Source organism: Kordia periserrulae (genome assembly GCF_003054265.1).
GTDB lineage: Bacteria > Bacteroidota > Bacteroidia > Flavobacteriales > Flavobacteriaceae > Kordia > Kordia periserrulae.
The window spans coordinates 171,421-196,958 of sequence record NZ_QBKT01000002.1 but is presented as its reverse complement, the minus strand read 5'-3'; the positions used below and the strand labels follow the sequence as shown (position 1 = coordinate 196,958).

23 protein-coding genes are annotated in these 25,538 nt (G+C 36.3%); 16 read left to right on the top strand and 7 right to left on the bottom strand.

Features of this window, described 5'->3' with window-relative positions; genetic code table 11:
- Positions 1–5 precede the first annotated feature (5 nt).
- Positions 6–152: a hypothetical protein gene (locus tag C8N46_RS20350; protein WP_158269080.1), complete on the top strand. Its 147-nt coding sequence runs from the start codon at positions 6–8 to the stop codon at positions 150–152.
- A 197-nt stretch (positions 153–349) separates the two neighbouring features.
- On the top strand, positions 350–1,387 hold the full coding sequence (locus C8N46_RS04955; RefSeq protein WP_108113769.1) for a GMP reductase: 1,038 nt from the start codon (positions 350–352) through the stop codon (positions 1,385–1,387).
- Between the two features lie 6 nt (positions 1,388–1,393).
- Here the strand turns inward: C8N46_RS04955 and C8N46_RS04950 are convergent, their stop codons facing one another.
- The 4 genes from C8N46_RS04950 to C8N46_RS04935 all read right to left on the bottom strand — a co-directional run bounded on the left by C8N46_RS04950 (position 1,394) and on the right by C8N46_RS04935 (position 9,098).
- Complete coding sequence (locus C8N46_RS04950; protein ID WP_108113768.1) at positions 1,394–2,263, bottom strand: N-acetylglucosamine kinase; 870 nt, start codon at positions 2,261–2,263, stop codon at positions 1,394–1,396.
- 113 nt (positions 2,264–2,376) lie between these two features.
- Entirely contained in the window at positions 2,377–3,372 is a 996-nt protein-coding gene (gene gap / locus C8N46_RS04945; protein ID WP_108113767.1) for a type I glyceraldehyde-3-phosphate dehydrogenase, read from the bottom strand.
- 29 nt (positions 3,373–3,401) lie between these two features.
- Positions 3,402–4,388, bottom strand: coding sequence for a 6-phosphofructokinase (pfkA, locus tag C8N46_RS04940; protein ID WP_108113766.1), 987 nt, complete (start codon positions 4,386–4,388; stop codon positions 3,402–3,404).
- Positions 4,389–4,649: 261 nt separating this feature from the next.
- Entirely contained in the window at positions 4,650–9,098 is a 4,449-nt protein-coding gene (locus tag C8N46_RS04935; protein ID WP_245896726.1) for a translocation/assembly module TamB domain-containing protein, read from the bottom strand.
- A gap of 191 nt (positions 9,099–9,289) precedes the next feature.
- Between C8N46_RS04935 and tsaD the strand changes: the two genes are divergently transcribed.
- Together tsaD and C8N46_RS04925 are read left to right on the top strand one after the other, a co-directional pair.
- Complete coding sequence (gene tsaD, locus C8N46_RS04930; protein ID WP_108113764.1) at positions 9,290–10,312, top strand: tRNA (adenosine(37)-N6)-threonylcarbamoyltransferase complex transferase subunit TsaD; 1,023 nt, start codon at positions 9,290–9,292, stop codon at positions 10,310–10,312.
- Positions 10,313–10,462: 150 nt separating this feature from the next.
- Positions 10,463–11,170, top strand: a complete 708-nt coding sequence (locus C8N46_RS04925) for a 16S rRNA (uracil(1498)-N(3))-methyltransferase (RefSeq protein ID WP_108113763.1) — start codon at positions 10,463–10,465, stop codon at positions 11,168–11,170.
- Positions 11,171–11,264: 94 nt separating this feature from the next.
- On the opposite strand, the gene C8N46_RS04920 is transcribed toward C8N46_RS04925, so the two are convergent.
- Positions 11,265–12,008, bottom strand: coding sequence for a DUF1223 domain-containing protein (locus C8N46_RS04920; protein ID WP_108113762.1), 744 nt, complete (start codon positions 12,006–12,008; stop codon positions 11,265–11,267).
- A 40-nt stretch (positions 12,009–12,048) separates the two neighbouring features.
- Here C8N46_RS04920 and C8N46_RS04915 point away from each other — a divergent pair, with 40 nt between their 5' ends.
- The 12 genes from C8N46_RS04915 (at position 12,049) to C8N46_RS04860 (ending at position 21,790) form a co-directional block, all read left to right on the top strand.
- Complete coding sequence (locus C8N46_RS04915) at positions 12,049–12,690, top strand: DUF4159 domain-containing protein (RefSeq protein WP_108113761.1); 642 nt, start codon at positions 12,049–12,051, stop codon at positions 12,688–12,690.
- Between the two features lies 1 nt (position 12,691).
- A complete protein-coding gene (locus tag C8N46_RS04910; protein WP_108113760.1) occupies positions 12,692–13,033 on the top strand; it encodes a cyclic-phosphate processing receiver domain-containing protein in 342 nt (113 codons plus the stop codon).
- 16 nt (positions 13,034–13,049) lie between these two features.
- Positions 13,050–13,322 (top strand): hypothetical protein, encoded by a 273-nt coding sequence (locus tag C8N46_RS04905; protein WP_108113759.1) that lies wholly within the window; start codon positions 13,050–13,052, stop codon positions 13,320–13,322.
- Positions 13,323–13,333: 11 nt separating this feature from the next.
- On the top strand, positions 13,334–13,849 hold the full coding sequence (locus C8N46_RS04900; RefSeq protein WP_108113758.1) for a TrmH family RNA methyltransferase: 516 nt from the start codon (positions 13,334–13,336) through the stop codon (positions 13,847–13,849).
- 38 nt (positions 13,850–13,887) lie between these two features.
- Positions 13,888–14,976, top strand: coding sequence for an AI-2E family transporter (locus C8N46_RS04895; protein WP_108113757.1), 1,089 nt, complete (start codon positions 13,888–13,890; stop codon positions 14,974–14,976).
- A 3-nt stretch (positions 14,977–14,979) separates the two neighbouring features.
- A complete protein-coding gene (locus C8N46_RS04890) occupies positions 14,980–16,164 on the top strand; it encodes a THUMP-like domain-containing protein (protein ID WP_108113756.1) in 1,185 nt (394 codons plus the stop codon).
- Between the two features lie 1,086 nt (positions 16,165–17,250).
- Complete coding sequence (locus tag C8N46_RS04885; protein WP_108113755.1) at positions 17,251–17,577, top strand: ArsR/SmtB family transcription factor; 327 nt, start codon at positions 17,251–17,253, stop codon at positions 17,575–17,577.
- Positions 17,578–17,594: 17 nt separating this feature from the next.
- Entirely contained in the window at positions 17,595–18,068 is a 474-nt protein-coding gene (locus tag C8N46_RS04880) for a DUF6428 family protein (protein ID WP_108113754.1), read from the top strand.
- Positions 18,069–18,171: 103 nt separating this feature from the next.
- On the top strand, positions 18,172–18,885 hold the full coding sequence (locus C8N46_RS04875) for a glycosyltransferase family 2 protein (protein ID WP_108113753.1): 714 nt from the start codon (positions 18,172–18,174) through the stop codon (positions 18,883–18,885).
- Entirely contained in the window at positions 18,882–19,502 is a 621-nt protein-coding gene (locus C8N46_RS04870; protein ID WP_108113752.1) for a lipid-A-disaccharide synthase N-terminal domain-containing protein, read from the top strand. Before C8N46_RS04875 ends, C8N46_RS04870 begins: the two co-directional genes overlap by 4 nt.
- Positions 19,499–21,130 (top strand): ArnT family glycosyltransferase, encoded by a 1,632-nt coding sequence (locus tag C8N46_RS04865; RefSeq protein ID WP_108113751.1) that lies wholly within the window; start codon positions 19,499–19,501, stop codon positions 21,128–21,130. The genes C8N46_RS04870 and C8N46_RS04865 overlap by 4 nt, the downstream gene beginning before the upstream one ends.
- A 90-nt stretch (positions 21,131–21,220) precedes the next feature.
- Positions 21,221–21,790, top strand: a complete 570-nt coding sequence (locus tag C8N46_RS04860; RefSeq protein ID WP_146169731.1) for a hypothetical protein — start codon at positions 21,221–21,223, stop codon at positions 21,788–21,790.
- A 34-nt stretch (positions 21,791–21,824) separates the two neighbouring features.
- Here the strand turns inward: C8N46_RS04860 and C8N46_RS04855 are convergent, their stop codons facing one another.
- Together C8N46_RS04855 and C8N46_RS04850 are read right to left on the bottom strand one after the other, a co-directional pair.
- On the bottom strand, positions 21,825–22,760 hold the full coding sequence (locus tag C8N46_RS04855; protein WP_108113749.1) for an NAD-dependent epimerase/dehydratase family protein: 936 nt from the start codon (positions 22,758–22,760) through the stop codon (positions 21,825–21,827).
- A gap of 312 nt (positions 22,761–23,072) precedes the next feature.
- Positions 23,073–25,499 (bottom strand): TonB-dependent receptor domain-containing protein, encoded by a 2,427-nt coding sequence (locus C8N46_RS04850; protein ID WP_108113748.1) that lies wholly within the window; start codon positions 25,497–25,499, stop codon positions 23,073–23,075.
- Positions 25,500–25,538: the final 39 nt, after the last annotated feature.

Sequence of the window (25,538 nt, the reverse complement as noted above, 5' to 3'; positions counted from 1 at the left end):
TTATCATGAAAAAAAGAAGTATTAAAAGCTTGAAGTTGAATAAAAATGCTATTTCAAATTTTAAACAAGAAAAATTAATAGGAGCAGGAACCAAAAAATGCACAGGTCCTGGGTGTTGGTCTTTAGTAGATGAAACACCTTGCCCTAGATAAAGTGCTGGTTTAAAACATTTTAAATCTACTGTAAAATTTAAAAGCTGTCTACATCAAATTGATTTTTGGGCAGCTTTTCTATTATTTTAAAAATTAACCATGTTTTTGTTGATAACCTACATAAAAAATCATTTGGATGAAACTATTTTTTGTAGAGATAAATTTCTACATTTAATCACCAACCAATACTAAATATTATGCGCATTGAAAGTGACCTTAAATTAGGCTTTAAGGATGTAATGATTCGTCCAAAACGCTCTACTTTGCAGAGTCGTTCACAAGTTTCCTTAGAACGAACTTTCAAATTTTTACACAATTCTTACGAATGGACAGGCATTCCAATTATGGCTGCCAATATGGACACAGTAGGTACCTTTGAAATGGCAAAAGCCCTAGCATCAAAACAATTGTTTACAGCCGTTCACAAACACTACAGCATTCAAGAATGGACCACATTTATCAATTCGACGCCCAATGATGTTATTAAACATATTGCCGTAAGTACGGGAATTGGTGAGCAAGACAACGATAAATTACGCGCCATTTTCACCATTCATCCACAACTAAAATTTATTTGTATTGATGTGGCAAACGGCTATTCACAGCATTTTGTAGATTTTGTAAAACAAGCACGTGCACAATTTCCTGATAAAGTCATCATGGCTGGAAATGTAGTTACAGGCGAAATGGTAGAAGAATTGATTCTTTCAGGTGCTGATATTGTCAAAGTTGGTATTGGTCCTGGCTCTGTGTGTACAACGCGAGTAAAAACGGGCGTTGGCTATCCGCAACTTTCTGCGATTATTGAATGTGCCGATGCTGCACACGGTTTGGGCGGACATATTATTTCAGATGGCGGTTGTACTACGCCAGGCGATATTGCAAAAGCCTTTGGAGCTGGCGCCGATTTTGTCATGTTGGGTGGAATGTTATCCGGACATTATGAAAGTGGTGGCGAATTAATAGAACGCAATGGTGAAAAATTCAAGCAGTTTTATGGCATGAGTTCAGCTACCGCGATGGAAAAATATGTAGGTGGCGTAGCAGATTACAGAGCTTCCGAAGGAAAAACCGTAGAAATTCCCTTGAAAGGTCACGTTTCAGAAACCGTTCACGATATTTTAGGTGGTATTCGCAGCACGTGTACGTATGTTGGTGCTTCTCGCTTAAAAGAATTGACCAAACGCACGACATTCATTCGCGTTGCTGAGCAGGAGAATAGAGTATATCAATAAGCGTTCTTACTCGATTTTCAATGCTTCTGTGTGAAATTTTACCAAACCTTCAATAGGTCTTCTGGTGAAGTTTCCTACCGTAAACCCGAATTCTTTAGCGACTTCTCTGATTTCTTCTTCTGAGAAAAACGCGATTGAACCTGCAAAATGTACAGGAACTGTTTTTAGTTCTTCCTCGTATTGCATGATCATATTTCTGGCAAACACTCGAAAACCATCTTTAATCATTTCAACAATGTAGTCAGAGTCTTTGTTAAGAAACATAAATTCGGCAAAGCTTGCTAAATACGCATTCGGATTGGGTTGTTTGTATAAGTTGTATTTGATGTAATCGCTATCAAGATTGTATTTATCTTCAAACGCTACACGAATCGGAGTTGGCATTCGGTTGAAGTAATAATCGCGAATGAGTTGTTTTCCGTAGTAATTTCCGCTGGCATCGTCCATCAAAGTATATCCTAACGATTTTACGCGCTGATGCAATGTGTTTCCATCATAATAACTGCAATTAGAGCCTGTTCCTTGAATACATACTACTGCAGCTTCCGTTTTATCATTTACCGTTGCGTACACAGCTGCCAAGGTATCTTCATTGACATCAACCTCAGCATTTGGAAAAAATTCTTCCAACACACCTTTTAGTAGTAAACGTGGATTTTCTGTTCCACAGCCTGCTCCATAAAAGAACACATGCGTTACGGTATGACGATGCGCCGAAAGCTCTTTGCTCTTTTTGATGGTCTTTTTTAATTTTTTTTCAGAAAGAATCGCGGGATTTAATCCTTTGGTACGAAGCTTATCTAATAATTGATTTCCGTCTTTGTCCACTGCAATCCAATCGCATTTGGTGGAGCCACTGTCTACTAATAAAATCATGGTGTAATATAAAATAAATGCCCAAATTCTTGGGATTATTTTTCATAAACTATATAAACAAATTAAGCACAATTGTATATAAAAATAGCAATTGTGCTTAATGATGTGTGCTATTATAAATTATCTACGTGTAAAGCTAAATCTACCAACTTGTTTGAGTATCCAAACTCGTTATCGTACCAAGAAACGATTTTGAAGAATGTTGAACTCAACTCAATTCCTGCTTCTGCATCAAAGATACTTGTGCGGTCGTCGCTTACGAAATCTTGTGAAACTACTGGTTCGTCAGTGTATCCTAAAATTCCTTTCAATTCACCATCTGCTGCAGCTTTAAAAGCTTTTTTAATTTCTTCATACGACGTTTCCTTTTGTAAACGCACCGTTAAATCCACTACAGATACATCAACCGTTGGTACACGGAATGCCATTCCTGTTAATTTTCCGTTTAATTTTGGAATTACTTTTCCTACTGCACTAGCGGCTCCTGTACTTGTTGGAATGATGTTGTTCATAGCTGAACGACCTAAACGATAGTTTTTCTTTGATGGAGAATCTACCGTGTATTGTGTAGACGTTGTTGCGTGAATGGTTGTCATTAAAGCTTCTTCAATACCGAAGTTATCATCTAATACTTTAGCAACAGGTGCCAAACAGTTCGTTGTACACGAAGCATTTGAAACAATTTTATCAGAAGCTTTTACTTCGTGGTGATTTACGCCCATTACAAACATTGGCGCATCTTTAGAAGGTGCAGAAATTACTACTTTTTTCGCTCCAGCTTGAATGTGATAATCAGCCGTTTCTAAGGTTGTGAAAATTCCGGTACATTCTGCTACCACGTCAACGCCAGCTTCATCCCACTTTAAGTTTTTTGGATCTCTTTCAGCCGTGACACGAATCGTTTTTCCGTCTACGATTAAGTTTCCGTCTTTTACTTCAATTTTTCCGTCAAATCGTCCGTGAACAGAATCGTATTCTAATAAATATGCTAAGTGATGTACATCTAATAAATCGTTAATCGCTACCACATCCACGTTATCACGCTTTAGCGTTGCTCTAAAAACGATTCTACCTATTCTTCCAAATCCGTTTATTCCTAATCTTGTCATTTTGTTTTCTTTTTACTTACTATTTTTAGTTATACTGATAATATATCAGAGATTCTTAATAATTCTTTATTAATGGTGTGCTTTCCTTTGACTGCTTTTTCGATGTTTGTCACGATAAGATTGTTATCAGATACACCTACCATTACATTGCTTTGTCCGTCTAAAATGAGTTCTACTGCTTTTACACCCAATCTACTGGCTAATACTCTGTCAAAACAACTTGGTTTTCCACCGCGTTGCATGTGTCCGAGTACAGAAACACGCGCTTCATAATCTGGCAAGTTTTCCGTAACGTATTCTGCGAGTTCAAAGACATTTTTACCAATTTTGTCACCTTCAGAAACCACTACAATACTCGATGATTTTCCGCTTCGGCGACTGCGTTGTAACGATTCTAACAAGCGATCCAATCCTAAATCTTCTTCCGGAATTAAAATTTCCTCCGCTCCTGCTCCTACTCCTGCATTTAAGGCAATAAATCCAGCATCGCGTCCCATTACTTCTACAAAAAATAATCGGTTGTGTGAACTTGCTGTATCGCGAATTTTATCAATCGCTTCAACTACGGTATTTAGTGCAGTATCGTAACCAATGGTAAATTTGGTACCAGAAATATCATTGTCAATCGTTCCTGGAACTCCAATTACAGGAATGTCAAATTCTTTGCTAAAAATCATTCCACCTGTAAACGTTCCGTCTCCACCAATTAAAATCATAGCGTCTACGCCTTCTTCCACTAAATTGTCATACGCTTTTTTGCGTCCTTCTTTCGTTCTAAATGCAGTTGAACGTGCCGATTTCAAAATCGTTCCACCTTCACTTACAATATTTTTTACACTACGTGCCGTTAATTCAATACTATCACCTTCAATCATTCCTTGATATCCACGGTAATATCCAACACATTTTACATTATAATATGAACACGCTCTTGCGACTGCTCTGATGGCAGCATTCATTCCTGGAGCATCGCCTCCAGAGGTCATTACGCCTATTTTTTTGATGTTATGTTGCATGCAATTTTTAATTTGAATAGTAAAGCTAGCAAACTTATTTCGATTTTCTACAACGCTTAACGCGAATTTTACATTGTTTTAAAATTTCAAACGTTTTCGTTAATAAGTTCTCAGATTTTTAACGTTTTACGCCCTGATTTTTCTAGAATTCTCAACTTTTTGAAGTTTGAAAGGAACCTTTTTTTGGAGATTTTTTTCGATACTTTCAATGGAAAGTCCTGCGAAAAAAAAGAAGGTTATAAGAGTAATTTTTTGGAAAAATTATTTCTCCGATTTCTTTTCGGTTTTCTTTTCGGTTTTCTTTTCTTCTTTTTTCTCAGCTTCTTTTTTTACGTTTTTTTTAGAAGTGAAATTCACAACACCATTTCCAGCTTTAGCATCTTCTTCTTGCTGTTTTCGCTGTTTTTCTTCCACCATTTTCTTTTTTCCTTTGAAAACTTTATCGACCAACTCTTTTAAGGTGTCAAAATCTACTTGATACGACAATCCGATGCCTTGCGTAAATCCTTCAATTTCACCCACGTATTGAATCTGGTTTTGTCTATTGAAGATTTTCGCTGTCAGGGTACGATCTTCATTTAAGGAAATTTCAATTTCGGCATCACCCACAATGGCAGTTTGCGTAACGCCACCGACAGGAACTCCTATTTGACCGTTAAAGGTAATTTTATCACTGATTTGACTCGAAACGGTCAATCCTAATTGGTCAGAAGTTTCTAGGTTTTGAGAACGGTCTGCTTGACTGTAGTTTAGGTTGACGTCTAATTTATTACTTCCATCACCAGAAAACGCATCATTAATAATGCTTGAAGCTGTTTCTATCAAGTTTCCTGTCAATGCATTTTGATTGACATTGACACTGTTTACAAATCGTCCTTGTGAGAGTAATGATAAGGCTTGCAATCGACGGCGATCTTCATCGTTTAAGAGGAAATCTGTCAATTCAGATTCGGCAACACCTTGCGTCGTTGGGAATGAAATGTTGAAAATAGGTTCTGGTTTCATCAAATCGCCTGTAAGTCGAATGGCAACTTCTACCGGAATTTTTTTGTTGTACGTTGGCGTATCTAATAATACATCTGGATTGGCTTGCAGATTGTACACCGCTTCTACATTCAATTGTGCTTTAAACGGATCGCCATCCCACGTAATGGTACCATCGGGTTTTAGCGTAAATTTCTTATTGATGATTCCACGATATTTGAAGTTATATTCACCTTTGTACGTGATAAAGTCACCATACATATTGAATTTACCATTGGTATTAATTTCCATCAACAAACTACCAAATCCGCTTCCTTTGATGCTACTTCCCGCTTTTTTGTCTACTACAATTTCAATTTCAGCATCTGGTGTAACGTCCAATTCAAAAGCCAATTCGAGTCCGCTAATATCATCTAGCGCATTCGTTGCCTGTATTTTTGGATCGTAGAATTCGTCTTTCGGTACAAATTTGATAAACGACGCATCACCAACTGAAGCCACATCAGAGATTGGAATTTTTAGTGAGGTTCCTTTTTCCGTAGTTCCGTTAACACTTATCGTAAGTTGATCTGTTGGTCCTTGTATAAACGCTTCTCCACTTATGTAAGCGGTTCCGTAATACAAAGTTTCTTCGTCTTCGTCTTGTGTCGTATTTAGTACAAGTAAGCGATCTGTTGCAAGTTGTAAATCGAGAAGCCAATCGTCAAAAGACGTATGTTGAATGGTTCCGTTGAGTTGACCTTTGGTATAATCTTGCGTATCCAAAACCGTAATATCCATAAACTCAAACGTTTGGTCGTAAAGTTTGATGATGGAGCTGTTGGCAAAATCCAAATCGACATTCAAATACGGAATATACATTCCGCCAGCAAGCATGCTCAACTGTCCATTAATGGAAGGATTGCTGAGGTTTCCGACAACTTTTGCTTCTCCAGAAATCAATCCGCGAATTTCTTTAATGACGTCTTCGCCCAACGGACTAAATGGCGAGATGTCAAATTTATCAATCGTTGTATCAACGTTGATGGTATTGGTGTTGTTCGCAAAACTGATAGTTCCTACTGCCGTAAGCGATTCCAACGTTTCGTTGACGAGTTTTGCATCCACATTGAATTGTTCCAACTGCTCATCGCCAGTAATATCAATGTTTAAATCGCCAAGCTTTTTGTCGTTGACTTCCAAACGAGCAATGTCCAAATTCGATTGTGGAATGTATGCGCCATTGATTTGCTTTATATCAAGTTTTCCGTTCACATTTCCGCCCAAGCGAATACTATCAATAGACGGCGTAATTTTCTCTAAACCTACGTCTTTAAATTGCAGTTTTATGTTTTTGTTATTTTCACCTAATAATGCTCCTTCCAGATTCATTTCTTCATTTTCATGATTCATCACAATTTTTTCAATAAAGATGGAATCAAGTTGTTTGTCGAAAATAAACCTGTTTTTTCTATCGTTTTGCGCGTTGACCAGCCATTTGTTGCCTCGAAAAGAAACATCAGACTTTTTAATTCCGACCACCGATTTGTTTGAACTGTCAATGGTATGGTAAAAGTTTAGATTGTAATTGTCTGCAAATGCTCTTCCGCCTTTAAATTCCGTTCTAAAGAAAAGCGTGTCGTTCAACGTTTTGTTAATCAAGTTGAATTCTTTCGCATCATACCATTTTGTGTTGATATTGGCGACTTCAATAAACGTGTTAAAGAGTGGGTTTTTATTGTCAATGATGAGTTCGAGATTCTCTATTTTACTATCATACGCGATAATTTCAGGTGTCTTAAAGGTAAGATTGAATTTATTTTCATCGCCAATAATGCTTCCACGAAGCGAAGTGTTTTTTGCCAATTCCACATCCGGCAGAAATACGTCTACAATTTTATTGTAAATTTTAAAGTTGAAAACTAAGTACTGATTTGGCAACACATCAATTGGTCGATAATTTGTGTAAATACTTCCCACAGAGTTTTGTACCAAATCAATCACCTCATCAAAATGAAAACGACCTTCCACCGTTCCTGTGATAATGTCTGGCGAATCTACTGTAACTTTTCGAATGTCTTTGTCAAATTCGGAATGCACACTAAAGTTTTGAAAAGCGTAGGTACCATTTTGGTTGGTGTAAGATATTTTCTTGAAGAAGATATCACCTGCCATGTCATCAATAGTATTTCCCACCAAATCGAGCACCATATCACCTTTTAATACAGAAATTTTATCACGCTTTACAAAGTTGATTTTATTCAGATTGAGTGTATTGATAGACGCTTTAAATCTGAATTCGTTTTCTTCACCTGCAAAGTTTGCCAATCCTTGAAAGTTAAAATCCGCATTGGGATCTACTGATACTAAATTTCCATCAAAAAGCTGATCTTTTAAGATTCCAGAAACGTTCAACTTTTTGTACACATAATTATTGTATGTTAATGACGTTACGGTTCCCACAACTTCTGTATTGAGACTTTCTGCCGTAAATCCTTTTCCATCCACAAACAAATCTGAGGAAACAGTTCCAAGTATAGGATCGTTTACATAAATTCCTAAGTCAAAATTCTCAAACTTAATATTTCCAGAGTACAATGCACTTTCGCTATTGCTAACATCTACAATGCTTCCGTCCAAGTCTGCATTTCCTATATCAGTAGTGATACGCACATCCGCATCGATAATGTTTTCTGTAATTTCGACCAATCCGTTCATATTGAATTGTCCCAAACGACTTAACGTTGAAGGCAAATTTTGTCCAATAATTTTCGGAAGTAATGTCGTCAGTTGATAATGATTGGAAGAAAAACGATCAAAATTACCTTTCATATAAAACATCCGACTCGAATTGAATAGGTTTTTATATGCAACATCGCCTTTTATAGCAGTGCTAGGCGAACTAAAATCGAAATTTTTGGTAGTAAAATCGTTTAAAACTCCTGTAATTTCAGTGCTAAAAGTTCCTTTTTTATTCCCGAATTCATCATAAAAATAATTGAGCTCGCTAAAGTCAATTTCGGAGTCTGTAAAACGTGCGGTCAGTTGTACTTTGTCTAAAAAATTTGCAAAATCCTTTCGTTCATAATCAAAAATAACTGATCCTTTTAGATTTGAATTGGCTGTTTTAATCTGTAAATCGTCAAAGCGCATCTGCGTAAGCGTGTACAGAAATTTCGTGTTCATTTCGGTAATCCGCAATCCGTGCGTGTCTAAAAATGTGAGACCGTCTACAGTACCAGACACATTCGGTCCTTGCACTTGAAAATCGTACACCGTTCCTGAAAGCTCTTCAAAATCGAGCATTTCTGGCGTTTTGTTGTTTTCGTCTGTAAAGCGGAACTTACTATCGTAGAGTTTTAATTTTGAACTCGTCAACAAAAAGTTAGATGGCGTTCCATCGGAAGGTTCCGAATCAAGTTTGGCAATAAAAACATCCAATGTGGTATCGGTAGAATCTTTTTCTGTGTAAATATTCAGCGTCAATCCGTCAATCGAAACTGTCCCGAATTGTAGCTTACTATTGATTGCATTGTTAAAACTTAAAATAGAGGTTTCAAGCGCATTGATATGAATCAATGTGTCTTTCAGATAATCTTCAATGTAAATATTTTTCAACGAAATATCGCCGTTCCACTTCAAACCAATACGATCAATGTTGATATTGGTTCCGTATTTTTCATTCAGCCAATTGGTTGCCTTTTTACCAATAGCGGTTTGCACTGCAGGAATCGAGAAAATAATCACCAACAAGAAAAATAGCAAAATGATTGCTATCAGTGTACGTTTGATTATTTTCCAGAGTTTTTTAATGATGCTTCTTATTTAGAGTTTACACTCGCGTTAGACACTGCAAATTCACAAAAAAATTATTACAAAACACGATGTTTAGCATATCTTTGTGACTTTATATCAATTTTTATGCCTTTACAACGTTTATGAGCACAAAAGATGTATATATTTTAGCTATTGAATCGTCATGTGATGATACTTCCGCGGCTGTATTACAGAACGGAAAAGTATTGTCAAATGTTATTGCCAATCAAAAAATACACGAGGCGTATGGTGGCGTAGTTCCTGAATTGGCGTCGCGAGCACATCAACAAAATATTGTTCCTGTGGTACACCAAGCACTCGCTGTTGCAAATATCGACAAAAAACAGCTAAATGCCATAGCTTTTACGCGCGGTCCAGGATTGATGGGATCGCTGTTGGTAGGAACTTCTTTTGCAAAATCATTAGCCTTAGGGTTGAACATTCCGTTGATTGAAGTGAACCACATGCAAGCGCATATTTTGGCACATTTTATTGAGGATGAAGCGCAAACCATTCCGAAGTTTCCATTTTTGGCAATGACCATTTCGGGCGGACATACACAAATTGTTGTCGTAAAAGACCATTTTGACATGGAAGTCATTGGCGAAACGATTGATGATGCGGTTGGCGAAGCGTATGATAAAAGTGGAAAGATTTTAGGACTTCCCTATCCTGCGGGACCGATTATTGACAAATTGGCAAACGAGGGAAACCCAAAAGCCTTTCAATTTCCAAAACCCAAAGTAGAGGGTTTGAATTTTAGTTTTTCCGGATTAAAAACTGCTATTTTATATTTTATCCAAAAGCAAACCAACGCAAATCCGAACTTTATTGAAGAGAATTTACAAGATATTTGCGCGTCTATTCAACATACGATTGTGAATATTATTTTGGATAAATTGAAAAAAGCGTCCAAACAAACAGGCATCAAAACTATTGCCATTGGCGGCGGTGTTTCGGCAAATTCTGCCATCCGAAAAGCATTGAAAGATGGTGAGAAAAAGTATGGCTGGACAGCACATATTCCGAAGTTTGCATACACGACAGACAATGCCGCGATGATTGGAATTGTGGGTTATTTAAAATATTTAAAAGAAGATTTTACCAATGAAGCTGTGACGGCGAATTCTCGATTTAAGTTTTAGGTATTAGTATTGAGATATTAGTCGTAAGAATTGAGATTCTTTATTTAAAATTGATAGATTAAAAAAGCGTCCATTGGCTTAAATTTCAAAGAAATTTGCAACAAGAAAAATTCAAAATTTAACATCCAAAATCCAACATTTATAAATAGCATGCAACTGTTTTACACACCAGAAATAACAACCGAAACTACAACGTATACGTTTTCGAAAGAAGAAAGCAAGCATATTGTGCGTGTGTTGCGGAAGCGTGTAGATGATGTGTTGCAAGTGACCAACGGAAAAGGGCACATTTTTTCAGCTAAAATCACGCTTGCAGACCAGAAAAATTGTCGTGTCGTGATTATTTCTCATGAGTTTCAGCAACCAAAAAACTACCAATTGCATTTGGCAGTAGCGCCAACTAAGATGAACGATCGTTTTGAGTGGTTTTTGGAAAAAGCAACGGAAATCGGAATCGATACCATTACGCCAATTCTCTGCGAACGCTCGGAACGAAAGGTGATTAAGACGGAACGTTTTGAAAAAATCATTCAATCTGCAACAAAACAATCGTTAACAGCTTATTTTCCTGAATTGCGACCGTTAACGCCATTTTCAGAATTCATCGAAAAACATACGGACGAACAGTTATTTATCGCACATTGTGAGGAACATGATAAAAAATCGCTCAAAAAAGCATTACATGCTAATAAAAGTGTTACCATTTTAATCGGTCCTGAAGGTGATTTTTCACCAGAAGAAATTGCTCTTGCACTGGAAAACAAGTACATTCCCGTAACCTTAGGCGACACACGTTTGCGTACAGAAACTGCTGCCATTGTTGCCTGCCATTCTGTGGCATTTTTGAACCATGATTAATTTGATGATTTGAAAATGTGTTGATTACTTTCTAAAATCCAGCAGCAACACTAATAGCGAAGCAATACCAAAATACTCACAGGCGAAGCCGATACTAAAAATCCAAGCTAGAAGCTCCAACAATATCTTTCGAATCATTTTCTAGAATAAAAAACAATCTCAATTCATCATTTTTATTGACGATTTTGGGAATGTTTACGGCGTAATTTCCTTTGTTTTCAAAAGTGGTCAAGTACGTTTCTGCCACTACAATATTGTGATTTTTCAAAGTTCGGTTTGCATTCTCTCCGCGCTTTACGTGCGTTGTCCGTTCTTTGATTACCAATACGACACGTGCGTTGGTTGCTGTGATGTTTCCGTCAATCGTATAATTGAATTTGATGGTTTCTGAAGTGTTTTCCATCGCGTCAAGCGAAATGTTATACGTAGATGATTTTTGCTGATAAGACTTAATTTTGGCATACATTTTTGCACGATTAGAACCTACAAAATGCTCTTTTCCATTCACCACAACGGCTGGCGTATAGATTTGATTGTCTCTAAATTTTTGTGCATAACTGCGTTGCTTTTGCGTGAATTCTTTTTGACTAAACGGATCGTTCCAACCAATATAATTCCAGTAATCTACGTGATACGACAACGCAAATACATTTTTATTTTCGAATTCGTCACTGACTTTTCCCAACAAATCATCCGCACTCGGACAACTTGAACAACCTTGTGAAGTAAAAAGCTCGAGTACAACAACGCCATCGTGTTTGGGTTCGACAATTGTCGTAAAAGAAGTGACAATTAACATTGCAAAAAGTGAAAGTGTTATTAAATATTTTCGTTTCATCGTTGGAAAGTTTACCTTGCAGTGTATAAGACGATATTCTATGAAGAAGCTTACGGTACTTTTATTTTTGTTGAGTTTTTCGTTGACGAATGCTCAAGAAATTGCCATTTTAAAATATGGCGGTGGTGGCGATTGGTATTCGAATCCGACAGCGTTGCCCAATTTGATTACGTTTTGCAATCAAAATATCAACACCGCAATTAAGGCAAAACCACAAACCGTTGAGGTGGGTAGTACGGATTTATTTCAGTTTCCGTTTGTACACATGACGGGACATGGAAATGTGTTTTTTTCGGAAGATGATGCCGAAAACCTTCGAAAATACCTGACTTCTGGTGGTTTTTTACATATTGATGACAATTACGGAATGAATCAATACATTCGAAAAGAATTGAAAAAAGTCTTTCCAAATCAAGAATTGCGTGAAATTCCTGCGAATCATCCTATTTTTCAACAACCGTATTCCTTCCCGAAAGGATTGCCAAAAATTCATGAACACGACGGTTTGCGACCACAAGCCTTAGGTTTGTTTTATGAAAATAGATTGGTCTTGTTGTTTACTTTTGAAAGCGATTTAGGCGACGGTTGGGAAAACAAAGAAATTCACAACGACTCGGATGAAGTTCGCTTAAAAGCCTTGCAAATGGGCGCTAATATTGTGAATTACGCATTTAAACATTAGTATGAGTTACAACCTTTTTTTAGACGATATTCGTGTACCTGAAATGGTGTATCGAAATCCTGAAGAGTATGATTTTGTCATTGTACGCACGTATGAAAAATTTGTAGCGCATATTAAAGCTAACGGACTTCCTAAGTATATTAGTTTTGATAATGATTTAGGACTAAACGCTGATGGAGACGTAGCTGAAGATGGTTACGCTGCTGCAAAATGGTTAGTGTATCATTCTGGATTAGACATACGGAATTTAGAGTTTTATGTGCATTCTGCAAATCCAGTTGCTGCAAAACAAATTGAAGGTTTACTGACAAATTATATCAATTATTTAAGCTCAAATTCCTAAAAACAAACATTTACAAATGATCCTAAAGTTTATTTATGATAAGAAAGCTGTTGATGAGCATGAGGAAAAATTCTTAACAAAAGTATATACTATTGCACAAAAAGAATTAAAAAAAATGGAAGACATCACTGAGGTTATTCAATACTTCCCACACGAATATAGTGAATCCGAAGATGGATGGGGAAATTTCATCTATCCTGGAAAAACGGAAACCACTCCTTCTTCAAAAAAGAATATTGCTTCTTCAATTATTTTTGATGCTTTAGAAAAAGCAAGTACAATTAAGTAAACATCTCTTTTATGTCCCAACTCACACATTACACTACCAATTTTAAAAAACGTAAGTTTCCTATCGTTTTGATAACCGATCAAGTGTCCAACGCGCCAAATATTGGTTCGTTGTTTCGAATTAGTGATGCGTTTGGTGTGGAAAAAATTATTTTTTGTGGTGAAAATATTCCTGTTTTTGGAAGAAGAATGACGAAAACAGCGCGCGCAACGGAAAAAGTGGTTCCATTTGAAATTCAAGAAGATATTCACAGCGTAATTTCACAACTGCAACAAGAACAATACACAATTATTTCTTTAGAAATTACCAAAAATAGTCAATCGGTTCATACCATTGATTTTTCAAAGTTTGAAAGAATTGCTTTGGTGGTTGGCGATGAAAACTTTGGCGTCAACCCAGAAACCATCTACGAATCAGCGCTTGTGGTACATATTGATATGTTTGGGCAAAACAGCAGTATGAATGTTGTGCAAGCCACCAATATTGTATTGTATGAAATAACCAAACAACAAATTCTTGCAAAGTAATTTTATTGTACTATTTTTAATGTCAAATTGAGTAACCGATGACTTCAAACACAATTGCGAACGGAATTTTAAAAGCTTTGGCTATTGTTGTTGGCGTTTTTTTAGTGCTATATTTTTTATATAAAATTCAGGTAGTTTTAGTTTATATTGCGATTGCCGCCGTAGTTACCTTGCTCGGAAGACCGATTGTACGCTTTTTAAAACGTCGTTTGAAATTTAAAAATTCGTTTGCCGTCATTGTGACAATTAGCATTATGATTGGACTGGTGATTGGGTTGATTTCAATTTTTATTCCACTAATTGAAGAGCAAGCAACCAAATTATCACTTCTAAATATTGAAGAACTTCAAGGAAAAATTGAAAGTTTATATGCGCAAATCCGCGAATATTTATCGCATAAAGGTGTTCATATTAATGAATCCATCACCAACTCGAAACTATTTTCTCAAATTGATTATTCTATCATTCCTAACTTTTTCAATTCGCTCATTAGTGGTTTTGGAAACTTTAGTATGGGATTGTTATCCGTCCTTTTTATTTCGTTTTTTCTATTGAAAGACAGTCAGTTATTACAAGATAGCATCATGGCATTTGTCCCAGACAGCAAAGAAAGTAGATTGGCAAAATCGTTTGAAAAAATTAAGGATTTACTCTCGCGCTATTTCGCAGGCTTGCTACTTCAATTGTTTATTCTCTTTGTAATTTACACAGTTGCCTTGCTTATTTTCGGAATTGACAATGCCATTGCCATTGCGTTTTTATGTGCATTAATCAACATTATTCCGTATGTAGGACCATTACTTGGCGCCGCTTTGATGATTGTTTTGTGCATGACCAGTAATATTACCGCAGATTTTAGCTCGGTTATTTTACCTAAAACACTTGGTGTGATGGCAGTCTTTTTAGTTGCACAATTAATCGACAACTTTTTAAGTCAGCCACTTATTTTTTCAAATTCTGTAAAATCGCATCCGCTGGAAATTTTCTTGGTGATTATCATTTGGGGAATTTTATTTGGAATCGTCGGAATGATTGTTGCCGTTCCGTCGTACACAGCTTTAAAAGTGATTGCGAAAGAATTTTTATCGGAGAATAAAATTGTCAAATCCATCACAAAAGATATGTAATTCTTGAATCTAGCATTACTTCATCCAGAAATACAGCAATTTATCAACGAGCATCTAAAAGATGATGCTGCGAAGTTATTGTTAAAGTACAAAACACTTTTTGATGTTCCGATTGCTGAAATTGTGGAGCAGATTCAAGCAAAAGCACGCTGCGAAAAAAAACTTCCTACGTGGTTTAGCACTGACAACATTTATTATCCTAACAAATTAAATATAGAGCAAACCTCCTCTGAAAAAACGGCTCGCTACAAGGCAAGTATTGTAGATGGAAATTCACTTATTGATTTGACAGGCGGATTTGGCGTGGATTGTTTCGCTTTCGCTGAAAAGTTTCAAAATGTAACCCATTGTGAGATTTCGACAGCACTTTCTGAAATTGTCTCACACAATTTTGTGGTTTTACAAAAAGAAAACATCAAAACCATTGCGCAAGATGGTATTGCCTTTTTACAGCAAACTTCGCAAACCTACGATTGTATCTATATTGATCCTTCTCGAAGAAATGAAGCTAAAGGAAAAGTATTTTTATTGGAAGATTGTTTGCCTGATGTCGTTTCGCATCAAAAGCTATTGCAAGCACATGCAGATACAATTCTTATCAAAACTTCGCCGTTGCTAGATATTACCAATGGTTTGCGCTCGCTAGAAAATGTAAAAGAAATTCATGTGGTTGCGGTTCAGAATGAAGTCAAAGAATTGTTGTGGTTGATAGATACACATACACAAAGCGAAGATGTCGTAGTGAAAACGGTAAATATCACCAACAAAGAAACGGAGTCTTTTACTTTTTCACTTTTAGAAGAAAAACAATTAGAAGTCAATTATACAGCTCCCAAAAAATATTTGTATGAACCCAATGCTGCGATTATGAAAGCTGGCGGATTTTCAAGCATTTCCAACACATTTCAACTTGAAAAATTACATCCACATTCACATATATATACGTCTGACAAGTTCATTGACTTTCCAGGAAGACGTTTTGAAATTCAAAAAGTTATTCCATTCAACAAAAAAGTTTTTAAAAAAGAAGTAGCTTTACAAAAGGCAAACATTACCACACGCAATTTTCCAACGTCTGTTGCGGGAATTCGCAAAAAATTAACACTTACAGATGGCGGTAGTGACTTTTTGTTTGCAACCACCTTATTATCAAATGATAAAGTATTAATTCATTGCCATAAAGTGTAAAAATAAAGCGTTAAAAATTCGCTTTTACGGTTTTACCGTAGCTTTTATAATATGACACCTTATCCTAGACTAAAGACTTCTGCCTACATTTGGTACATGCAATACAGTTTTAGGGATTTAGGGGAATCCACTATACTTTGGGGAACTTTTTAAGTTCCCCTTACTTCTTTTATAGGGTGATGTGTTTACAAACTAAAAACCAATCCAATCTTCGTCTTTCAGCTATAAATCTTACTTTCTAAGCCATTTTTTATTTTGTCAAATTCTCAAAAACAATTTTATTTATAAGATATTTCTTTCAATTTATTGCATTAATCGAAAAAATGTGGAGTTGGTAGAATGCGCTTTAAATCATGGTGTTTTATATCACTTATTCAATAGTTTTACTGTCAGTTAAAATAACATTTACTAAAACTGGAAGCTAACTAGCTTTCAAAATATACGTGTTAGTGTAATAAATAAGCCAAAATTACACACAATAGTACTAAACAGCTAATAAAAATTCGGTAACCGAATTTTTACAGTTGTATGCAAATACAACATCTTGAAGGGAGGTTTATGGTAGGGCCTCCCTTTTTTTAATGTACCAATTTGGTAATTTGAAAAATGCACCAATGTTTTTGGTAAATCTTTCTTCGAAATATATCTCTACTATAATTGAATAAGCGAAATATCAAATTTCATTATCGCAGCTTATTAATGTATCAATTTGATAATATTCAAAGTCTTTAGTTTCAAAGTACTTCTCGATACTAAATTTCTACGAAATTTCACTCGAAGTGACGGCTATTTTAATGTGTAAATTTGATAATTTGAAAATGTAACAATGTTTTTGATTTTTTTGAAACGTCTTTGCGAGAATTTTATAAAAATTCGCGGCAATCTGTGTATTTCAAAGAAAAATCTTAGTATCATTTCAACAGATTACTTCGGCTTTTGCCTCGTAATGACAGTTCAAAATAACTTTCTATTTTTTCCCAAAAAGAATTATTAGCGAATAGCGAAAAAAACAAATTGACGAACAACAAAAAAACAAAAAACGAACAAAAACTTGCTCAATTCAAAAACATATTCTAATATTGCAATATGGGAATAACAAAAACAATCGGCTTTTCTGAAGAAGTGAATGCAATGGCAGAAATTTTAAAAGCATTGGGACATCCTGCGCGATTGTCGATTATGCAGTTTCTAGCCAACAGTCCGTCGTGTATTTGCAATGATATCGTGATGGAATTGCCATTGGCGCAACCTACCATTTCTAGACATTTGTCGGAATTAAAAAAAGTGGGATTGATTCAAGGGGAAATCTCAGGGAAAAATATTTGCTATTGTATCAATTTGCAAAAATGGCAGGAAGTGTTGCACCACTTGGAAACGATTACTTCTTCCCTATCGAACACAAAAAAATGCTAAATTAAACATAAGAATTCATGAAATTATCACAAGTAAAAAAACACCTTCAAGAAATAGATCAACTCGATTTTTATCTTCCAAACTCGCAAAAAGTTGAAAGTCATTTTCACGTGACGGAAGTGGGAATGATTACCAAAAACTTTATCGATTGCGGCGGCGTAGTTCGTAATGAAAAAGTTGTCAATTTTCAATTGTGGTCCGCAGACGATGTAGATCACAGATTAGAGCCTCAAAAATTAAGACATATTATTGACCTTTCTGAAAAAGTATTGGGAATTGAAGATTTGGAAGTTGAAGTAGAATACCAAGCAGAAACCATCGGGAAATACGGATTGGATTTTGAAAATGGTCATTTCGTTCTCACCACAAAACAAACCGATTGTTTGGCTAAAGACAATTGCGGAATTCCTGCACAAAAACCAAAAATGAAATTATCTGAATTGCAAGCGCAACTAAGTGGTGGCTGTGACCCAAATTCAGGTTGTTGTTAGGAAATTGGGAATAAATTGCATTCTTTCAGTCCATATTGTAAAAAAACGATACCTTTGACGCGAATTTTACACTATTTATATTTATAGAAACAAAATTTGAGCAATGGATAAAGCACTTACAATTGTCGTTCCTGTTTACAATGAAGAAGATAATTTAGAAAGAGTTGAAAAAGAGTTGGGCGCGTATGCCGAAAACGCTAAAATTCCTGTCAAAATTTTGTTTGTAAATGATGGTTCTAAAGACAAAAGTCAGGAAATGATTGAAAATATCTGCGCCAATAGCGATACGTTCAATTATATATGTTTTGCGGAAAATCGTGGATTAAGTGCTGCTATCAAAGCGGGATTTGACCATACGGAAACCAATTTGGTTGGCTATATTGATTCCGATTTACAAACCGCGCCGGCTGACTTCGATTTACTCCTTGAACATATTGACGAATACGATTTGGTGACGGGCGTTCGTGCCAATCGCAAAGATTCGTTTGTCAAAAATATGTCGTCCAAAATTGCCAATGGAATTCGTAGAGCGTTTACCAAAGATGGTATGGACGATACTGGTTGTCCGTTAAAAATTATCAAAACAGACTTTGCCAAGCGCATTCCGATGTTTAAAGGTTTGCACCGCTTTTTACCTGCCATGATTTTATTGCAAGAAGGCAACATAAAGCAAATTCCCGTGCAACACTTTCCACGCATTGCGGGACAAGCAAAATACGGTTTGTGGAATCGCTTATTTGGTCCGCTCATGGACTGTTTTGCGTACCTTTGGATGAAGAAAAAATACATCAACTATTCCATTGCTAAAAAAGGATGATGACATGGCTCGTTTACGTAATTGGTGGAATTGCGCAATTATTATTCTCTGCACGAACCTTATTGCAGTGGATTATTTCAGAGCGTAACAAAAAAGTACTTACACCAGCATTATTCTGGAAACTCAGTCTTATTGCCTCGTTCCTACTCTTTGTTTACGGTTATCTTCGAAACGACTTTGCCATCATGCTTGGGCAAGTATTAACCTATTTTATTTACGTTCGAAACATGCAATTGCAAGGCGAATGGAATCGGATGCATCAATTGGTGCGTATTTTTATCATCATTTTTCCGCTCATCATCATCACGATTGGTTACAACAATAACAAACAAGACATTTACAACTTACTCAACAGCGAAGACATTCCAGATTGGTTGTTGTATTTAGGAATAATTTCTCAAATAATTTTTACCTTACGCTTTGTATATCAGTGGATATATTCCGAACGTAAAAAAGAATCATCCTTGCCACTAGGATTTTGGATGTTGAGTTTGCTTGGCGCGAGTTTGATTTTTTTATATGCCATTTTTAGAAAAGATCCAATTCTCATTGCTGGTCACACCTTTGGAATTATTACCTACGTACGAAACATAATGCTTTTAAGAAATCACGCATGAATATAATACAGGAGAAAAATTACGTTTGGATACTCGTTATCGTATGTTTTTTTATCTTTTTTATGAATTTGGATGTCTTATATCCAAACATCATGGAAGCGCGAAACTTCATCACGGCTCGCGAAATGGTAACCGATGACAATTGGCTACTCACCACTATGAACGGCGAACCACGCTATGAAAAGCCACCATTACCAACATGGTTAGCCGCTGTTGCAGGAATGTTATTTAGTTTTGATAATCTGACGGCTTTGCGAATTCCTTCTGCCATCATTACGCTGATTTTAGTACTTTTTTCCTATCGATTGGGCGTTTATTTTTTAAAAGACAAAAAGCAAGCGTTTATAAGCAGTTTAGTACTTGCAACTTCATTTTACGTTGTCTTTGCGGGACGAAACGGAACCTGGGATATTTTTGCGCACAGCTTCATGATGATTGGAATTTACTATATATTTCAATTCTTTTCGAGTGATGAAAAAATTTGGCGAAATGCGCTTTTAGCGGGAACATTCATCGGAATATCGTTTATGAGTAAAGGCCCTGTATCGCATTTTGCGTTGTTTTTACCATTCCTAATCGCGTATAGCATCGTTTACAAATACAGCAATTTCAAGAAAAAATGGCTTCCCTTGATAAGTCTTTTAATCGTTGCCACTGTGATTTCTATTTGGTGGCCGTATTACATTAGTGTGATGGATGGCGAAACCGCAAAAGCCATTGCCGAAAAAGAAACCACTGCCTGGAAAGACCGCAATGTGCGTCCGTTTTATTACTATTGGAGTTTCTTTGTACAATCGGGTGTGTGGACAGTAGTTGCTTTTGTGAGCTTGTTGTATCCATACTTAAAATCGCGCGTAGAAAACTTAAAAGCCTATAAATTCAGTTTGTTTTGGACATTGGCTGCCGTCGTATTATTGTCGCTAATTCCTGAAAAAAAATCGCGGTATTTATTGCCTGTATTAATTCCGTTAGCGTATACCACAAGTTTTTATTTGACGTATATTTTCAAATCATTTGAAAAAAAGCTTCCTAAATTTGAGCGTATTCCTATTTATATAAACTTTGGTTTAATCGGATTGGTCGGCGTTGCGTTTCCAATTGTGGGATATCTGTTCTTAAAAGATAGACTTACGGGATTTCTCTCGCCATTTGCGATTACTTCAATCATTTTAGTAATGATTGGCTTCTTTATTCTAAAATATGTGATTCAGCGAAAAATTCACATGGCTTTCTATTTAATTATTGGCTTTTTGATGACTGCCGTTACGTTTGGTTTTCCGTTGGCGAATGCGTTTTTAGACAATCCGAAATACAATTCGCTTCAAGATATTTCGCGTAAAGCGGAAACCGAACAAATTCCTGTGTATATGTTCAATATTCAATCGCCAGAATTGGTGTGGGATTACGGAGGAAAAGTGCCATTATTACACAGTCACGATTTAACGATTCCTAAAGAAAAAACCTTTAAAACTTTGGTGATGATTGGTGCGAAAAAAAGTCTGGAAGAAGCATTTCCTAACGCTAAAATCACTTACTTAGAAACCTTTGACTTAAATCCGATTGACAGTACCAAAAGTGGTTATAAAGACCGCTTGCGTACGGATATGTATCTTATTCAGCATAATTAATCATCTATTTCAATAAAAAAATAACATTTACACATTATAAATAAATATATGAATTTTTTCAAAAAATTATTTTCAAAAAAGAAAGAGAACATGGATTCTCAATCAGAAAAGACTACTTCTTCTCAACCTCAAAATAATTCTAAAAAAGCAAATATCAATACGATTGCTACCGAAGAATATTTTGACAAAAGATACCAAAAAGATACAATGGATGCAACTGTACTTGATGGCACTTTGAAAATGATTGAAGGTTATTTTGTAGCAAATAAACTAAAGCCTGCGATAACAAACCCCATCAATCATCCAAAGAATTTAGACCTTACGATTAATGAAGGATTTGGCTTTGACATGTATTGCAAAGCACTTGATATGGACGAAAATTATGCTGTTGGATTATTAGCAATGGCTTTTAATGATTTTATGATTAAACAACACGGTTTTAAACTTTATAAAGATACTGAACCTGAATATCCGCTAAGAGATATGACACTAAAATATGACAACCAAGGTGCAAAACTTTCCTTGTATCCTATTGAATATACTGTGAAAGTCTTAAATTATGAAGCTAATTTTAACGACTTATACGAACGAATAAAGTATAACTTAGATAACATGCCCACAAGTGCCGAAGTGTATCATAAGTTAACAAAAAAGAAATAATAGCTTTTTTAATAAGGCTTCTTCCAACCAACAATTACAAGTTTTTGAACCACGCTAATTGCTCTGCAACACCTTCTTCCAAAGTTACTGTAGGATTGTAATTGAGCAATTTTCGAGCTTTATCAATATTGGCTTTGGTGCGTTGTTGATCGCCCGATCGTGGCGGTAAATGCTTGAATTGTATTTTAGTATTGAGCAATTTTTCAACCGCATCTACTCCTTGTTGTGTCGTATATTCAGCTTCCGTTCCGATGTTGAAGATTTCTCCGTTACAAATTTCTTCTTTCCCTATTACGCTCACAATTCCTTTTACAATATCGCTCACATGCGTAAAGCTTCGCAAATGTGACAAACTGCCTTCAAAGAGTGGGAATTCTTTTTGATTCAATCCGCAATCTAACAATTTGGTAAACAACTTATCTGGGCGCTCTCGTGAACCGTATACCGAATACAAACGCAACGAACACGCTTTAAACTGATTCAGTCGTGAACTGCATAAAACCAACTGCTCTGCTGCTAATTTCGTAACTCCGTAATGCGAAGCAGGTTTTGGCGCTTCGGTTTCTGGAAACGTAGCATTTAAACCGTAAATAGATGAGGTTCCAATGTTTACAAAAAGTTGTAGCGAAGTTTGCTGTAAAGCGTAATTCAATAAGTTTTGTGTGGCAATGACGTTATTCGTCAAATAATCTTCAAAGGTTGAGGTTGCAGCAATGCCAGGTTGCGCTGCAAAGTGAAAAATGTACTGAATTCCGTTTGGAAGTTGTGCAATGGAAGAAGTTTCTCGTAAATCTGCTTCCAACACAATGATTCCTTTTTCACGCAAATCTGCTGCATTTTTATTTTTTAAATCAACTGGATAATAATCTGAAAAATTATCAATTCCGATAACTTCATGACCTGCATCCTGCAAATATTCTGCAACGTGCGAGCCAATAAAACCCGCGATTCCCGTGATAAGTACTTTCATTAAAAAAACTTCCTAAAATTCAATGTATAAAAGTATAAATAATTTATGGAATGGTTTGGGATTTTTTTAATTCTGAATGTTGAATGCTGGATTTTGAATGTTGGATTAATTTCTTCTTGCAGAAATACAATCGTCACTTCGAGTGAAATCTCGGAGAGATTTTGTATCGAGAAGTGCTATGAAACTCTTATTATCAAAGTACTTCTCGATACATTTTTTCTTCGAAAAAACACTCGAAGTGACAGCTTTTGATTAACGATTTAGGATTGTTGATTTTAGATTTTTGAATTTTTTAATCATTCAATCTTTCAATTAAAACTTCACCTGCAACGTCGTATAAAAATTTCGATTGTTCGACGGAATGATGCCTGGTCCCGGATAACCTGTGGCGCGACGTGTGAAATAGGCGTTGTCCAGCACATTATTAATTCCCGCTTCTAGCTTGAAGTTTTTGTATGTGTACGAAACTGAAATATCCAAAATATCATACGCTGGAATTTCTCCAATAACACCACTTAAATTGCTCTCTACAGCATTGGAAGCGTCTGTAAATTGTTGTGATAAATAGGTGTACTGAATGTTTGATAAGAAGTTTTTATATCCAAAAAGCAATCCTGTTTTTAGGTTGACATTGGGTACAAATTCTACGTTGTTGCCTTCTACTCCGTTTTCGTCAGAATTGGTATATTCAGAATCCGTTAATGCGACGTTGATGAAATAATTGAAACTATAATCTTCGTTTTTCAGGAAGATTTCGTTGAGGTTAAAGTCAATCAGCGATTCAATTCCGTACATCACGGCATCACCAATATTTCCACGTTCGCTTTTCACGCTTCCGTCTGAAAATGCCCGTTGTACAAAACCAATTCGGTCGTTGTAAAACAATCCAAACGCACCAATATCGTACGAAATTTTGTTTTTATAATTTCCGCGTACCCCGAAATCAACCGTCATTCCTTTTTCGTCGTCAATATCTGGACTAATCGCAAAAGCGGGATTGATAATACTGATATCTGTAAACGTAACCGAACGATAGTTTTGGCTCACATTTCCATAGATTTCCAACGCATCGGTAGGCTTGTAACTTGCGCCCAATCCGAACAATACAAACGAACGCTCGCGCACTTCGCTGTTATCTACGGTTTCGTTTAAAATAACGTTTCCAGCACCGTCTGTGTTGATTCGCTTGAAAAATCCGTCGCTTTCGGTTTTGATATGTTCAAAACGAATTCCTGGCGTGATAGACAATTTATCGTTCACATAAAATATATTCTCCCCAAAAACCGCCACATTCAAATTCGGATAGTCATACGCGGACTGATTTTGATAATTTGGAAAATCGGCTGTTTGAAATTCAAAATTTGGATTGCTTCCCGCACTTCCTGGACCTTGCGCGCTGGTATTGTCTGCTTTGTAAAATTTAGAACCGACTAAAAACGTCGATTTTTTTCCAAAAATTTCATAGTTGCTCAACAATCGTGCTTCCATTCCGAAGTTGTTAAAATCACCTTTAATTAAGTCACGAACGCTACCTGGATCTACTTGATTCACACGATTCGTTCTAAAACCGAGTGCATTTCGTTCTGCATTCAAGCCAAAAAAGTTAAACGTAAAGTTGGTGTCTTCAGAGAATTTATGCGCAAATTTCAAGTTGTACAACAGCCAATCAATCTGAAACCAGTTGCGTTCTCTGTTGCTTTGGAATGGATTTTCGGCAAACATTGCGTCCGTGAGTCCACCCGCTTGCTTTGCCAAATAGCGCAAGTACGTTACCTCAGCTTCTAATTTTGTACGTTCATTGAATTGATAACCCACATGCGCATAGGCGTTTTTGGATTCAAATTCGGAGTTGGGACGAAATCCGTCACCTTTTTTATAATTGAAAAACGAATAGTAACTGAATTTTCCTGTCGTTCCGCTGACGCTTGTAAAATTTGTATATAAATTGTTGCTTCCCAGCGTATTTCTAGTAATAAACTCAAAAGGTTTTGCTTGATTCGGTTTCTTCATTACAAAATTCACCAAACCGCCAAATTGCGTTCCGTATTGCAACGAAGCCGCGCCGCGAATGATTTGAATTTCCTGTAAACCTTCTGCCGCTGGCGAATAGTAACTTTCTGGATAACCGAGTACATCAGCGCTGATATCATAACCATTTTGACGCGTGTTGAAGTTTGCCGTACGATTCGGATCGAGTCCGCGACCACCGATGTTTAGTTGCAAACCTGCATCGTCATTTTGGTAAATATTCAAGCCTACTACTTGACTGTAAATTTGACGCGCGTTGTTCGATGCTAAATTCGCCATCGATTGTTCTACCAATACCACTTCTGTCTTTTTTCCAGCGTAAATTGCCGTTTCTTCGACGTCTTTTAAGCGTTTTAATGCAAATATTTTCGTTTTTCGCACGTTCAATTCTACTTCCGAAAGTTGTTCGCCCAAAGGCTTTAAATTCACGTCAAGTGTAACATTTTCCGTGATAGTGATGATTTTTTCACTTACTTCATATTCGTACGAGAAAAAGATAAGTTTGAGTTGTGTTGCTTCAGTGGTGAATTCGTAGTAACCTGCTGCATTTGTCGTTGCCAATTTTCCTGAAGATTGGTCGTAAACATCCACATTGGCAATTGGTTTTTGGGTGTCGGCGGCACGTACCGTTCCCGAAATTTTTTGCTGTGCTGTTAGGGAAATGCAGCAAAAGCAACAGAGTAATACCGCGTAAAAATCTTGTAATTTCATTAGTTTGCTTTTATTCTTTTGGATTGAGAAAACACTTTT